General features: G+C 43.0%; 11 protein-coding genes. 4 read left to right on the top strand and 7 right to left on the bottom strand.

Translation table 11 applies throughout. The features are described 5' to 3' along the window. Positions 1–31 precede the first annotated feature (31 nt). The 7 genes from RMX98_RS18780 to RMX98_RS18750 form a co-directional block, all read right to left on the bottom strand. On the bottom strand, positions 32–1123 hold the full coding sequence (locus tag RMX98_RS18780; RefSeq protein ID WP_322678735.1) for an ABC transporter ATP-binding protein: 1092 nt from the start codon (positions 1121–1123) through the stop codon (positions 32–34). A gap of 74 nt (positions 1124–1197) precedes the next feature. Continuing rightward, on the bottom strand, positions 1198–2082 hold the full coding sequence (locus tag RMX98_RS18775) for a carbohydrate ABC transporter permease (protein WP_322678736.1): 885 nt from the start codon (positions 2080–2082) through the stop codon (positions 1198–1200). A 3-nt stretch (positions 2083–2085) separates the two neighbouring features. Further along, entirely contained in the window at positions 2086–2997 is a 912-nt protein-coding gene (locus tag RMX98_RS18770; RefSeq protein ID WP_322678737.1) for a sugar ABC transporter permease, read from the bottom strand. 406 nt (positions 2998–3403) lie between these two features. Beyond that, positions 3404–4762, bottom strand: coding sequence for an ABC transporter substrate-binding protein (locus RMX98_RS18765; protein WP_322678738.1), 1359 nt, complete (start codon positions 4760–4762; stop codon positions 3404–3406). Between the two features lie 264 nt (positions 4763–5026). Further along, entirely contained in the window at positions 5027–5242 is a 216-nt protein-coding gene (locus RMX98_RS18760; RefSeq protein WP_322678739.1) for a hypothetical protein, read from the bottom strand. 149 nt (positions 5243–5391) lie between these two features. Next, on the bottom strand, positions 5392–7983 hold the full coding sequence (locus RMX98_RS18755) for a chloride channel protein (protein WP_322678745.1): 2592 nt from the start codon (positions 7981–7983) through the stop codon (positions 5392–5394). 403 nt (positions 7984–8386) lie between these two features. Then, a complete protein-coding gene (locus RMX98_RS18750) occupies positions 8387–8779 on the bottom strand; it encodes a hypothetical protein (RefSeq protein WP_322678740.1) in 393 nt (130 codons plus the stop codon). Positions 8780–9344: 565 nt separating this feature from the next. On the opposite strand from RMX98_RS18750, the gene RMX98_RS18745 reads away from it, so the two are divergent. The 4 genes from RMX98_RS18745 (at position 9345) to RMX98_RS18730 (ending at position 14878) form a co-directional block, all read left to right on the top strand. Further along, on the top strand, positions 9345–11198 hold the full coding sequence (locus RMX98_RS18745) for a response regulator (RefSeq protein WP_322678741.1): 1854 nt from the start codon (positions 9345–9347) through the stop codon (positions 11196–11198). Further along, positions 11195–13750 (top strand): PAS domain-containing protein, encoded by a 2556-nt coding sequence (locus tag RMX98_RS18740; protein ID WP_322678742.1) that lies wholly within the window; start codon positions 11195–11197, stop codon positions 13748–13750. The genes RMX98_RS18745 and RMX98_RS18740 overlap by 4 nt, the downstream gene beginning before the upstream one ends. 228 nt (positions 13751–13978) lie before the next feature. Further along, entirely contained in the window at positions 13979–14356 is a 378-nt protein-coding gene (locus RMX98_RS18735) for a response regulator (protein WP_322678743.1), read from the top strand. A gap of 114 nt (positions 14357–14470) precedes the next feature. After that, positions 14471–14878 carry a response regulator gene (locus RMX98_RS18730; RefSeq protein WP_322678744.1) on the top strand — a complete coding sequence of 136 codons (408 nt, stop codon included), beginning with the start codon at positions 14471–14473 and terminating at the stop codon, positions 14876–14878. Positions 14879–15049 lie beyond the last annotated feature (171 nt).

Raw genomic sequence — 15049 nt, 5'->3', positions numbered from 1 at the left:
AGGGAGGTTGTCCGGGAGAGGTTCATCAAACTCACGTTAACATTTGTCTCCTAACAACAGCATGGCCAGATTCAACATCAAACCAGTGAATATTCTCAGGAGGCAATGCTAATTTAATATCTTCACCACTCCAATTTTGATCTGTTGGCAACAAAGCCCGTACCGTAATCGCTTCGGTTTGTGAACCCTCAATCTTGACACTAACCAAATAGTGCATACCCAAGTTTTCCACTAAAAACACTTTTCCTTGGATAGTCTGGGTATCACCTGGTTGAGCAATGCGGACATCTTCTGGGCGGATTCCTAAAACAATCTGCGGTGGTACTGTTGGTATATCTGGGAGAAGAACCTGAAAGTTACCCAGCAACGCATATTTTCCCTTACAAGGTAGAGTCAGCAAATTCATTTGTGGACTACCAACAAATCCAGCTACAAATAGATTCGCTGGATGGTTATAGATGCGATCAGGTGGGTCAAGTTGCTGGACATAGCCATCGTTGAGCAATGCAACTTTCGTAGAAAGCGTCATCGCTTCGGTTTGGTCGTGGGTAACGTAGACAACTGGCACTTTTTGGGCTGCAAAAATTTGCTTGATATCGGCTCGGACTCTTTCGCGCAGTAGTGCATCCAGGTTACTTAAAGGTTCATCTAGCAGGTATACATCAGCATTACGCACCAAAGCACGACCAACAGCAACCCTCTGCCGTTGACCTCCAGACATTTGTCCAGGCTTGCGGTTCATTAACTCTACTAATCCTAAAACTTCTCCCACTTCTGCGACTCGCTGTTTAATTTCTGTAGGTGGTACTTTTTTCAGCTTGAGTCCAGAAGCGAGGTTTTCGTACACTGTCATGTGAGGATAGAGTGCATAGCTTTGAAATACCATTGCAATGTTGCGATCGCTTGCTCGTTTATAGGTAACATCCACTTCCCCAATTTTGATTTGACCACGAGTCGGTTCTTCAAGACCCGCAATCATGCGTAGAACGGTAGATTTGCCACAGCCAGAAGGGCCAAGTAAAGTGAGAAACTCATGGTTATCTACACTTAAGCTAACGTCTTTGACAGGAACGACTTTAGGATTATAGGTTTTGTTTAAGTTTATAAGTTCGAGTTTAGCCATTTTTCATTGGTCATTGGTCATTTTGTCAGAAATTATTATTCTCCCCTCCGCTTCCCCTGCTCCCCTGCTCCCCCTTATCCTTTGACAGCACCAGCAGTAAGACCTTGGACAATCCGGCGCTGGAAAAACAAAACTAGTAAAATCAGGGGTAACGTCCCGATGACAGTTGCAGCAGCGATCGGGCCATAAGGAATTTCATATATTGTCGCACCACCCAACTGAGCCGCAGCAACGGGAATTGTCTTCAACTCTTCACGGGTCATAAATGTGAGAGCGAAAATAAACTCGTTCCAAGCAAAAATAAAGGTGAGGATTCCAGTAGTCACCAAGGCGGGAAGGGTCATCGGCAACACAATTTGCCATAGTAACTGAAAGGTGTTGTAGCCATCGACCCTAGCAGAATCTTCCAAATCTTTTGGTAATTGTTGGAAAAAGCTTCTCAGCACCAAAATTGTTAGCGGTAAATTGATGGCAGTGTAGGGTATAATCAGCGCCAGATAATTGTTGCCGAGTTTAAGCGCTTGGATAATTTCTAACAATCCTAAGAACAACAGAATTCCAGGGAATAAGGTAACAATTAAAACGCTGGCGAGGATAAATTGTTCACCCCAAGGGCGTAACCGTGCCAGAGCATAAGCCGCAGGTGCGCCGATCGCTAAAGATACAGCTGTAGAAGTAATCGAGACAAAGGCACTGTTGAAGATATAGCGCCAAAATGGGCGGCGGGTGAATAACTCAACGTAGTGATTGAAAGTGAATCGTGTAGGAAAATAGACAGTAGGAACGGCGGCAATATCCTCATTCACTTTAAACGAGGTCAGTAATTGCCAGATGGCTGGGGATAAGCTAAATACCACCACTAATACAACTATTATGGGCAGCAAGATTTTTTTAAGAGAAAACTTGCTTTCCCCTTTTGGTTTTGGAGTCGTTGGAACTGCTTGGGGAGTAACACTCATGGGTTAAATGGCTCCTGATGTTTTGGCACGGTATTTGTTAAGTAAGAAACTAGCGATCGCCACCGCAGCAATTAATATTAAAAATGTCACTACTACCAGGGCTGCTCCATAACCAAAATCCAAGTAGCGCATCACCGTAGAATAAATATATAATGACACCACTTCCGTAGCGCCACCAGGGCCACCCCCGGTCATCACAGCAATCAAGTCGAAAATCCCAAAAGCTTGAGCAAACCGAAATAGCACTGCAATTAAGATTTGTGGCAGCAGCAGTGGCAGAGTAATATTGCGGAAGCTTTGCCAAGCATTCGCCCCATCGACTGAGTAAGCTTCATAGAGGTCTTGTGATATCGATTGCAACCCAGCTAGCAACAGGATGCTGATAAACGGCGTAGTTTTCCAAACATCAGCAAAAACTACTGCGATCATCGCCAGCGTTGGATCTCCTAACCAGTTAATTCCAGTCCCAATCAGCCCCAACCGCCGCAGAATATCGTTCACAACCCCAAACTGGTCGTTAAAAATCCAAGACCAAGCTAGACCAATCAAAGCAGTAGGCAAAGCCCAAGGGATAATGGCGACTGTACGCACTATGCCGCGCCCAAAAAACGCCTGATTGAGAACTAGCGCAATTCCCAGTCCTAGCAATAATTCTGAGATTACTGATGCTGTTGTAAATACCGTTGTCGCCCACAAACTCTGCCAAAAACGACCATCCCCCGCCATCCGCACATAATTTTCCAAACCAGAGAATACAGGTTGTAGTTCTGTTCCCAGATTTCTAGTAAATACGCTTAACCAAAATGCTCGTAAAATCGGGTAGGCAAATACAAACAACAGCAGCAGCAATGCGGGTGTTAGTAATATCCAGGCTGTCTGTTGTTCTCGACTTCTGAGGGTATGTAAATTTGTCATTTGTCATTTGTCATTTGTCATTGGTCATTGGTCATTTGTCATTTGTCATTGGTTATTTGTTATGAGGCATTGAGAATTGGGCATTGGGGATTTTAAACTCCGTTAATGAGTCTTTGAGGTGGATGAATGAGTCTTTGAACTCCGTTAATGAGTCTTTGAGGTGGATTAATGAGTCTTTGAGGTGGATTAATGAGTCTTTGAGGTGGATTAATAAGTCTTTGAGGTGGATTAATAAGTCTTTGAGGTGGATTAATGAGTATCCGAGGTGGATTAATGAGTATCCGAGGTGGATTAATGAGTCTTTGAGGTGGATTAATGAGTATCCGAGGTGGATTAATGAGTATCCGAGGTGGATTAATGAGTATCCGAGGTGGATGAACAAGTCTTTAAGCCAATGCTTTAACTTCTAACTCCCCCTGCTCCCCCTGCTTCCCCTGCTTCCCCTGCTTCCCCTGCCCCCTGCCCCCAACAATCGCCGCGTTTCGGCAGCAGCAGCTTGCATTGCTCGTTGAGAATTCATCCGACCGGATAAGGCGGCGCTGAGATAACGCTGTAAAATATCTGATGTTTGAGCATATTGGGCGATCGGTGGACGTAAAACTGCATTGTCCACGACCTTCAATAATTGCGGATAGTGGGGGTATTTAGCAACAATCTCTGGGTCTGTAAATAAATCCCGGCGACTTGGCACATAGCCTGCACTGAAAATAAATCGGCGCTGTGCTTTCCGACTGGTAAAATACTGAATTGCTTTCCAAGCTTCTTCAGGATGTTGAGAAGATTTAGCAATCCCTAAACCCCAGCCCCCAAGACTTGCCGCTCCCGTTTTACCAGGAGCATGAACCATCGGTTTAATTGCTATTTTGCCCCGGATTGGCGAATTTTTTGCCTGGGCTAAAGGCCACGCATAAGGCCAACTGCGTAAAAACGCAACTTCACCACTTTGAAACAAGCGCCGGGTATCTTCTTCTTGATAAGTCGTGACTCCAGGAGGAGAAACGCCCTCCTTGACAGTACTACGCAGAAACTCAATAGCTTGTAATGTTTCTGGTCGATCTAGTCCAACTTCGAGGGTGTCGGGATTAACCCAGAAGCCACCAAAGCCACCGAGAACTTCCGCAAACATCGCCACAAGTCCTTCATATTGCCGACCCTGCCAAACATAGCCCCACTTCACTTGGTTTTTCTTCTGCAAGACTTGGGAAATTCGGATCAAATCATCAAATGTTTCAGGTGGTTTCAATCCTGCTTGTTTAATTAAATCTTCCCGGTAGTAGAGCATTCCCACGTCGGAACGTATTGGAATGCGGTACAGCTTGTCTTGATAACGTCCCCCTTCTACATCTTGGGATGAAAATGCTCCTAACTCCTGTTTAGAAATGCGATCGCCTAAAGGTAGCAACCATCCAGCAGCAGCAAACTTGGATGTCCAAATAACATCCATATTGATTAGGTCATAAGGGGATTCACCTAAGATAAAAGATGAGGTATACAGGTCTTCGAGCAAATTTGTGGCATTCGGCCCTTCAACCAGGTTAATGCGAATACCTGGGTTCTCAGCCTCGAAGTCTCTAATCAAACCCTGCCTCCAAGGTTCGGCATCAGGGGCGGTCATTAACAGATTGAGGGTAACTGGTTGCTGTGAGAGGGCTACCCAACTGAACAATATGATGCTCAACAGAGTTGCCAGGAAAACCCCTATATGGAAATAACTTTGTTTTTGGATAAATTTTTGTAACTTGTTTATTGGCTTTCGGTACAACATTATCAATGTAGCGATCGCTAGTGGTAATTATTCAGAAATAAAAACATAAAATATCTTAAAAAAGATTATTTTGTATCAAAATGTTTTAGTAACCAATAACCAAGTCAATAAACTTAAAATAAAACTGGCTGAAAAATAAGTAATTCGATTGTAAATTATTGTAATAATTTTACTAAAATATCCTAAGTATACAGTAGCCCATTCAATGAGAAAAAACTGTTTAATTACCCCTTTTCCCCACAATGCCAAGAAGTCTAGTGACGTTCAAATTCTAGAAGCTATGGCGGGTTGATCCATTAGAGAAGCGATCGCAGTTCCGTAGGAGCGATCGCCATAATTAATCCCTAACCACAGGGATTGATTATGAAAATTATATTGGTAGCAATACTTTAACGATTGCAGTGCTAGCCCCCTCATCCCATCATTCTTAATATATAGGAATCCGGTTTGATTACTGAAATCACTTGGCTTGGTAGGCAATAGGCAATAGGATTTCAGAAGATTAAGGTCTACCGAATTTTTTCCAAAAATCAAATATGAGTCCTATATAAAAAATAGGTAATTGCTCTTTTGGCACAAGTGAGCAATCATCTCAATAAATCCAAGTGCAATCAAACCAGAATTCGTAATTAAGTTTTGACCATGATCACTGTACAATTACTTTTGCGAGAAATATTCTCGGCAATATTTCCTTGAATCGCTTGTTGCAATAGACTTTCACGGCTAGCCCCCAGAACAATCACATCACTGTTATCTTGTTCTGCACACTTCAAGACAGCATCAGAAACAGAATTGGCACGAACTGGAGTAGCTATCACCTGACCACTAACTCGGCGTTGGAGAAAGTGGACAGATTTATCTAGTAATGTTGTGTCAGGAATGGAATCAGTAGTCTGGAAAACCTGACATAGCTTGATTTGCGGCGATGTACTTAGAGAAGCAAGAGCTGGTAATAACTTAATTGCTTGGCTGGAGTTAGGGCCGCCTGCCATTGGCAGCAACCAACGGTCAAAAGCTCTTTTATTATCCAATTTAGCTAAGATAATGTCACAACCTGCCTGTCGAATTACCGTATCCACCACTCGACTGAATACTCTACCAGGAGTTGAGGTAGTGCCTTTCCATCCCATCAACACTAAGTCAATGTGTCGTTCTTTGACAGTCTCCAAAATTGCCCCAGCAACATTATGGGTAACTCGGATCTGGGTGTGAACGGGAATCCGCCACTTCTCGCCTAATAGTATTGCGTGTTGCAAAAGTTGAAGACTTTTGCTGATTTGCACTGGTGTTTCTGATGGGATGCGGTTAGATGGAACGATAATCACTTGTAAGCATTCTATTTCGTAATTGCGATCTTTGGCGATCGCAACTGCCATTTCTAGTAAAGTCTCTGCCGTCTGTGGATGTGAAAGTGGTACTAGTAACCGTCCTTTGCCTGTAGCCGGAGCGTGAGTTTGGTAAACTACATAAGAAGGTGCTGATTTGGGTTCTATTTGTTGGGAATTGCCACTCAGTTGCTCTGCTTCTACGCGGATAATATCACTACGAGTAATAATTCCTATTAGTTTACGATTTTCTGTAACAGGCAAGCAGCTGAGGTGATAACGATTGAGTATATGCAAGACATGAGCCAGTGTAGCTCTGGGACTTACTGTTACTGGCTCTGGTGTCATAATCTCGCTGATAGTTGTATCTTTGCCTAAATGTTGGGAAGCAATGTTAACTAAATCTTTTTGAGTGACAATGCCAACAACTTTACCTTTCTCTAAAACCGGAAAGTTGCGATGCTGAGAGTCAGAAAACGCCTGTACTGCTTCATTAGCGCTCATTTGACTTGAGAGAGTTTCCACACGCCGTTGCATCACATCTGCGGCACTCAGTTTGGCTAAAAGCCCCTCTGTACTTGGCTCTTTGCTGATGTGAATCCCTTTCCACTCTAGTAGAAGGTCGTAGAGCGATCGCGGGTCAATTTTTTCGGCTACTAAATAGGCAATTACAGATACAATCATTAACGGTAGCACCAGATTGAAATCTGTCGTCATCTCGAACACAATAACAACTGCTGTAATTGGAACCTTAGAGACGGCGCTAAAAAAGCCAGCCATGCCCACATGAGCATAAGTTGTTGCAGCACTCATTCCCAGTAAACTGTGTTCAACAGCACCCACTAAGTAACCAAGGGCAGCTCCCAAACCCAGGGTAGGAACTAGTAAACCCCCTGGCGCTCCAGAGCCATAGGTTAAAATAATTAGGGCAAATTGAACCAAAAAAGCGATCGCTGCAAATACCCAGTTAACATTACCTATAAGTAGAATCTCTCTGAGTCCGGCATTATTGCGAAAGGTTATAGGTAATAAAGCGATCGCCAGACCACTGATTAACCCAACAATTCCAATTCGCCAGGGTAAACTCAAGCTTACCAGGCGACGGTTAAATGCCAAACTCTCAAGAATACTTTTATTGAACAGAATACCTAGAAGTCCCGCCAGCACTCCCAAAATCAAGTAGAAAGGGATTTCCTGAGCAAAGAAAGTTGTATCGGGAAGACCTAAATTCAGATGATTCAGATCCAAGCTGTGACTACCATAGAGCCGGGAGATGACTGAAGCGATGAAAGAAGCCAAAATCGCAGTACCAAGAGTAATACCTGATACATCTTGGAGTAATTCTTCCACTACAAAGAGTACACCTGCGATCGGTGCATTAAAAGCCGCAGCTAATCCCGCCCCAGCCCCGGCGGCAATCAGTTGGCGACGATGCTCTGGTGAAGTCGGAACCCAGTTACTAAGTTGATTTGCCAAGGCTGCCCCAATTTGGACAGTCGGCCCTTCCCGTCCTAAAGGCATTCCCGAACCCAACACTAATGTCGCGCTGATCAACTTCACCAAAGCAATCCGCAGATTTAACGGCATCGGCACGCGAGCCAATACCGCTTTGACTTCAGACATCCCACTACCTGATGCTTCCGGTGCAAAGCGTTCTACTAGCCAACCAGCTAAGATTCCTCCTACTAGCCCAATACCTGGTAGTACCAAGTAGGCAGGCCACTGGTAAGAAACATGCACTCGCCATGCACCGGCCCAATCCACTGCCTGTCCTAAAAGAACTGCTGCTAGTCCAGAAACTAAACCAATCAGGCAAGCTTCCACGAAAGCTAACCGCCTGGGTCGAAGCATCTGACGGGAAAGCCTCAACCAGAGAATTTTACCCCTGGCTAACATATTTTTAGCAATCACTTGTCATCAATGAAGGTATATAAATGTCTGAAATGTCTTACCGTTCACCCTATTCATAGGGTTTCATAAAATCATGAAATCAGAATGAAATTTTTCTATTTCCAAAGATATAATTATTATCTATCTCAAGAGAGATGCGGTATATCGGAGCTTTGCCAATAGGACTTTCTGAAAGAATACATTGATCGTGTTTATCTAACTCACTTTGAATCCCAACGTGAGTTAGATAAACAGATAACTGCTAGTTTAGTTTTGCAAAGGAAATTTGACTGTAAAGGTAATACCTTTGTTTAGCTATAGCAGGGGTAACAGACGGGAAAGAGAGTTTTCCAATTTTTGCACAAATGTGCTAACTGTAACTAAGTAGCCGGAGTGATACAATTTAAAGTCAAGCTAAGTTTTGTGGACAGTAGCCCAATCCTCGGATATAACTTTGTCGGAACACTTCAATCTCATCGGGCTGCGGTCTACCATGAGAAACTATCGCTACCTGATAGCGTTCCATAACATTAATTGCTGATTGTCCAGCTTCCAAACTGCTGAGAACTTTACTAATGACCTCGGATGGTAAGTAAATAATTCCCATCTCACTCAAGAAAGCTTCAATATCTTTATGCTTTTGTACCGAAACAAAAGATTTCATTTTAACGTTAATTATCCAACCATGAAATTGATTAATTACAGTAATATACTCAACATCAGCAGAAAAGTCATTCCTACTAAAATATTCAACAACACGCAGTGTAAGACTAGCGTTGGCCAGATTGTAGAGGTATTGCATAATTTCTAGAACAGAATTAAGACTTTAAATAAAATAATCTCTAAATCTAAAGATTTAATGAGGATTCTAGGTTTTTATAGAAAAAATATCTATCTATAGGAATCCGATTTGATTTCTGTTCGCACAGCGTGGCGTAGGAGGCAAGAGGTAAGAGGTAAGAGGCAATAGGCAATAGACTTCTTGCATAAGTAGGGAAAAGGGTAAAAGGTTCTGTATTGTCCCCTTCCCCTGGTTGGTGAGCTTGCCGAACCATAACCTTTAGCCTTTTCCCCTCTTGCAAAAGTGCTTTTTGCAAGAGGTTTGTAGGCAAGAAGCCTCTTTGAGTTGTACTGAATTTTTCAGAAATTAAATATGAATCCTATGGATAAATTTCTCATAATCCAATTCTAGATAAATATTAAATTTAGTTAAGTTTTGTAAAAAAAATTATGATAATAAAAGATTTAAATTAACTTGTTGTAAACTTCGTAACAATATCTTAAAACTGCATAGTAAACTTAGCCACGCAAATTGTACGTGCTTTTGATAACAAAGGTGTCATAGGCATCTTATTTGGGTGCAACTTATGAAAATTTTGTTGGTAGAGGATGACGTATTACTAAGTACAGCGCTAGCAGACTTGTTGAGTGCAAATCATTATACTATCGACATCGCAAGCAATGGACAAGCTGGATTAGAACTAGCGTTATCGGCTGAATATGAGTTGATTTTGCTGGACTGGCTAATTCCAAAACTGGATGGCATTACCTTGTGTCGGCAACTGCGAAAGCAAGGCTACCGTAAATCTATTCTGTTGCTAACAGGGAAAAATTCTAATGCAGATATTATCGCCGGGTTAGATGCCGGAGCAGATGATTACGTCATTAAGCCATTCGACCCAAAAGCATTACTAGCAAGAATTCGCTCTTTATTACGACGCAATGAGGCCATCTCACCATCTACGTTAACCTGGGGAAATCTCTGTTTAGATCCAAATGCCGGCAGAGTCACTTGTAATCAGGAGGAAATTCCCCTCACAGCAACAGAATACAAACTGCTGGAGTTGTTTTTGCAAAACCCAGATCGGATATTTAGTCGTGCAGTAATTCTAGATCGGCTTTGGGGATTTGAGGATGCACCAACTGAAAATGCAGTTACGACTCATATTAAAGACTTGCGAAAGAAATTGAAAACAGCAGGTCTAGCAGAAGAATTTCTAGAAACAGTATATGGCATGGGCTATCGCATCAAGCCTGCACCGAATCGCTCCATCTCTATTGTGCAAAAAAATCAAGATGGAAAGAAAAAACCTGGCTTCAAAGATATGACTTCTGTAAATCGGGTGCTGGAGCGATTTCGTAATTCCTTTGTTGGACAGGTTGGAGTGCTGGAACAGGCAAAAACTGCACTCTTAGCAGGGAATTTAAATGAAGATTTACAACAGCATACATTGCGTGAAGCCCATAAGCTAGCAGGCTCGATGGGGTCGTTCGGTTATCCAGAGGGTTCCCGGCTAGCACGGAAAATAGAGCATTTGTTGCTTGAAAATTCCTCGCTATCTGCCGATCAAATTTCTGATTTCTCGCAACTGGTGACAGCATTGCAGCAAGAGTTAACCAAGCCTGCTGTCACTTCCACTGCTCAAAACTTCCCGGTGAAGCAAACTTATCGTCTGTTAGTAATCGATGATGATACGACGCTGACAGAGAAGTTGCAGGCAGAAGCCGACTTATGGGGAATCAGAATGAAGGTTGCACCAAATTTAGCAATGGCCCGATCGCTTTTTTCCTTAAAAACTCCTGACGTTGTTTTACTAGATTTGAGTTTTCCAACAACAGAGGAAGATGGATTAATATTATTGAGCGAGATAGTAGAGCGATCGCCAAATATCCCAGTGATTGTTTTTACAGGACGAGACACCCTGGCAGATCGACTGGCAGTATCGCGTTTAGGAGCTAAACAATTTTTGCATAAACCGGCGACAACCGAGCAGATTTTTCAGGCGATCGCTCGTGTCGTACCTCAACCGAAAACTTCTGAAGCCAAAGTTTTAATCGTAGATGATGACCCTATAATACTAGCTGGATTATCGGCTTTACTAACTCCTTGGGGGCTGGAAGTAATCACCCTCTCCCAATCACAACAATTTTGGAAGGTGCTAATTACAACATCTCCCGATTTGGTTGTACTAGATTTAGAAATGCCAATAGTTAACGGATTAGAGTTATGCCAGGTCGTGCGCCAGGATGCCCAGTGGGGAGATTTACCTATTTTAGTAGTAACAGCTCATACTGAAGCAGAATTTCTTCAGCAAGCTTTTGCTGCCGGAGCCGATGATTTTATCAGCAAGCCAGTGCTAGGGCCAGAACTTGTAACACGGGTACTGAGCCGCATTCAAAGAACGCGCTGGCGCTCTCAGGCGGGGAGAGGTAAACAATGATCAGAAATTATCTGCGATTATTGAAGTACGGTGTTGCTATTGGCTCAACTGCGATCGCACTGCTGCTGTCTCTTTGGCTAGAACCGCTAATTTCTCGAACCACTGGTGCATTTTTCTACATAGCTATCATTGCCAGTACTTGGTATGGTGGCTTTCGACCAGGGATCGTTACAGTTGTCCTTTCCACACTGGCAATTGATTATTTCTTGATTCCACCTCAATATCAATTGGGGATTAATCAACCAGGAGATATATTGCGGCTAGGACTTTTCCTACTAGTTGCCTTGATAATTAATCTGGTAACAGGCAATCTTCAGTACAGCAGACAGAAGATTCAACAACTCAACCAACAATTGTCTCAAGAAAATGCCGAGCAATTGCGGATGACTCTTGAGGAACGCAAACAAGCACAAGAAACGCTGCAACAGCAATTTGAGCAACAGCGTTTAGTGATGGAGATGAGCCAGCGCATCCGGCGATCGCTGAATTTACAAGATATCTTGCAAACCACTGTCGAGGAAGTGCGGCAATTTCTAGAGTGCGATCGCGTCACTATCTTCCAATTTTATCCAGGTTGGGGTGGAACGATTATTGTTGAGTCTGTTGCACCGGAATGGATGGCTCTTTTACCACTCCAGATTCATGACCCTTGCATTGGTGAAGAGAACGTCGAACCCTTTAAACAAGGCTTAGTCACTGCGAAAACTGATATTTATACTGCCGGAATTAGTCCCTGTCACGTTGAATTTTTGGCAAGTCTTCAGGTGAGGGCAAATCTTGTCGTTCCCGTTCCTTTAGGAGATGAATTGTGGGGATTACTGGCGGCTCATCAATGTGCGGCTCCTCGTGAGTGGCAATCTTCAGAAATTGCTCTGTTGCGGCAGCTAGGAGCGCAGGTAAGCATTGCTATCCAGCAAGCAGCTTTGTTCAAACAGTTACAGACAGAACTGACAGAGCGCAAACAGGCAGAAATTGACCTACAAAAACTGAATGCCGAACTTGAGCAACGGGTGCAAGAACGCACTGCACAACTGACAGAGACGAATGATCGCCTGCGAAAAACAGTGATAGAGCAGCAACAAACCCAACTTACACTTTTAGAACAGGCACATCAGCTAGAGCTTCAGGCTGTAATCACCCGAAATATGGGCGAAGGCATTTGCTTAGTAAGAATTGATAATGCAGTTATTGTCTATGCCAATCCTAAGTTTGAGCAGATGTTTGGCTATAACTCTAGCGAACTCAACGGTCAGCACGTTTCGATTCTCAACTGTGTCACCAAATCGCTAACTACTGAAGATGTAAATCAAGCAATTCTATCTGCCTTTTTACAAAATACTGAAGCCAGCTACGAAATTCAAAATCTTAAAAAAGATGGTACATCATTTTGGTGTAGTGTGACGGCTTCTGTATTTAAACATCCCGACTATGGCGACGTTCTGGTTGCGGTTCACCAAGATATCACTGAGCGCAAAGGCATTCAAGAAGCTTTACGCGAGAGCGAAGAAAAGTTTCGTCAGCTGGCAGAAAACATCCAAGCAGTATTTTGGATGATCGATAATCAAAGTCAGCAAGTTCTGTATGTAAGCAATGCATACCAAACGATTTGGCAAAGAAGTTGTGAAAACTTGTATCACAACTATTCAGATTGGTTAGATGCAATTCACCCAGAAGATCGCCAGCGCGTCGAAATAGAATTTGTTGAACAGCTTCAATCAGGGCAATACGATAAAAAATATCGCATTATCCGTCCTGATGGTTCAATCCGTTGGATTCGCGATCGCGCATTTCCGATCAAAAATGAACTAGGCGAGGTAGTTCGGATTGCTGGTATTGCCGAAGATATCACTGAACTAGAGCAGGTTAATCTGATTAAGAGTGAGTTTATTGCCATTGTTAGTCATGAACTCCGCACTCCTTTAACTGCAATTCGCGCCGCACTGGGTCTACTACAAACTGGTATCTACGATCAAAAACCAGACAAATTCAAGCGAATGATTGAGATTGCAGCCATCGATAGCGATCGCTTAGTGCGTCTTGTCAACGATATTCTCGATTTGGAACGCTTAGAATCGGATCGAGCAGTTTTAGAAAAAACCACCTGCAATGCGGCTGATTTAATTCAACAAGCAGTAGCCGGAGTGCAAGCGATCGCCAATCAGCAAAATATTACCTTTGAGATCCACCCCACCAATGCTCAAGTTTGGGCGGCTGCTGATGCCATTGTTCAGACACTCACCAATCTGTTAGGTAATGCAATTAAATTCTCGCCTGCCAATTCTACTATTACCCTGAGTGTCCAACAGCAAACAGACCGCGTACTATTCCAGATCGCAGATCAAGGACGAGGTATCCCAGCAGATAAGTTAGAAGCAATCTTTGGACGATTTCAGCAAGTAGATGCCTCTGATTCTCGCACCAAAGGCGGCACAGGCTTGGGATTGGCAATCTGTCGTAGTATTATTGATCAGCACGGTGGGCAAATCTGGGCTGAAAGTACTCTTAGTGTTGGCAGCACGTTTTTCTTCACTCTGCCATTGCCGGGAAATTAGGCAGGGGAGAAATCAATTCAAAATTCAAAATTCAAAATTCAAAATTGAAGATTCAATCCCCATGCTCAATGCCCAATGCCCACTTGCCCTGAGCGACTTGTGCCGAACGGAGCCGAGGTAAGCCGTACCACTTCGTGGAAGCAAGCTACGCGTAGCGTCTCGCAGAGAAGGGATGCCCAATGCCCAATGACAAATGACAAATGATAAATGACAAATGACAAATGACAAATGACTAAAAGATTGTTAATTGTGGATGATGAAGAACGAATCCGCGAATTAGTACAAGCTTGTTTAGAAGACTTGGGAGGATGGGATACCCTGACTGCTGCATCAGGAGCAGAAGGACTAAAAATCGCCCAGATAGAACATATTGATGCCATTCTACTTGATGTCTCTATGCCTGACATGGACGGCTTTGCAGTCTACGAAAAACTTCAGGCAAATTCAGCAACCCAAGGGATTCCAGTGATTCTGTTAACAGCGAAAGTCCAAGGGAGTGATCGCGCTCGTTTTGCCCAGATGGGAATTGCCGGGATTATTACCAAACCCTTTGAACCCATCTCTATCTGCAACGAAGTTACTAAGATTCTGGGCTGGGACAGTTAACTTTTAAGTTTTGTAACAGAATTTATATCTTTATTAGTTTTTTATTTTTGTCATCTATATTTTTTGTTTACAGATAAAAATATTTTATACCCCTAAAAAGGTATATGAAATGACATGAATATGCTACAGGAGGTAAGTATAATCGGCAAAACGATATTGCTCATTGATGATGAACTGAATGTACGTGAGATAGTACAATTTTGCCTCCAAGATTTAGCTGGTTGGAATGTGCTGACAGCAGATTCTCCATTAGAAGGATTACAGAATGCGGTACACCATAGTCCTGATGCGATTGTATTAGATATCTCAATCCGCGATTTAGCTAATTTTGACTTTATGAATAAACTAAGAAATCATCCAGAAACTCAAGCTATTCCTGTAGTGCTGCTCAGTGCTAAAGCGCGATGGTTGGATTCGCAAATTTTGCAACAGTATCAAGTCGCAGGTGTAATCCCCAAACCCTTTAATCCAGTTACCCTACCTGCTCAGGTTGCTCAACTGCTGGGTTGGGATTTTACTTGATTTGAATACTGAAACTAACAAAGTATTTTTCTCCCTTCCCTTCAACAATTGGCAACACACTTAGCGATCGCTATTCAACAATCAGAACTTTCTCAAACAGGACTTACGCAACTGTCACAAGCAATGGCGCGGTGTAGCCGCGCCGCGCGCCAAGCAACTACACGATAAACA

The organism is Nostoc sp. DedQUE02, assembly GCF_034531035.1.
Taxonomy (GTDB): Bacteria; Cyanobacteriota; Cyanobacteriia; order Cyanobacteriales; family Nostocaceae; genus Nostoc.
Note: the sequence above shows the minus strand (reverse complement) of the source record. Positions and strands in the feature narration are given on the sequence as shown.

Bases quoted from the DNA above. Each gene is read 5' to 3' on its own strand.
- RMX98_RS18780 (WP_322678735.1), bottom strand. From the start codon at position 1,123: ATGGCTAAACTCGAACTTATAAACTTAAACAAAACCTATAATCCTAAA.
- RMX98_RS18775 (WP_322678736.1), bottom strand. From the start codon at position 2,082: ATGAGTGTTACTCCCCAAGCAGTTCCAACGACTCCAAAACCAAAAGGG.
- RMX98_RS18770 (WP_322678737.1), bottom strand. From the start codon at position 2,997: ATGACAAATTTACATACCCTCAGAAGTCGAGAACAACAGACAGCCTGG.
- RMX98_RS18765 (WP_322678738.1), bottom strand. From the start codon at position 4,762: ATGTTGTACCGAAAGCCAATAAACAAGTTACAAAAATTTATCCAAAAA.
- RMX98_RS18755 (WP_322678745.1), bottom strand. From the start codon at position 7,983: ATGTTAGCCAGGGGTAAAATTCTCTGGTTGAGGCTTTCCCGTCAGATG.
- RMX98_RS18750 (WP_322678740.1), bottom strand. From the start codon at position 8,779: ATGCAATACCTCTACAATCTGGCCAACGCTAGTCTTACACTGCGTGTT.
- RMX98_RS18745 (WP_322678741.1), top strand. From the start codon at position 9,345: ATGAAAATTTTGTTGGTAGAGGATGACGTATTACTAAGTACAGCGCTA.
- RMX98_RS18740 (WP_322678742.1), top strand. From the start codon at position 11,195: ATGATCAGAAATTATCTGCGATTATTGAAGTACGGTGTTGCTATTGGC.
- RMX98_RS18735 (WP_322678743.1), top strand. From the start codon at position 13,979: ATGACTAAAAGATTGTTAATTGTGGATGATGAAGAACGAATCCGCGAA.
- RMX98_RS18730 (WP_322678744.1), top strand. From the start codon at position 14,471: ATGAATATGCTACAGGAGGTAAGTATAATCGGCAAAACGATATTGCTC.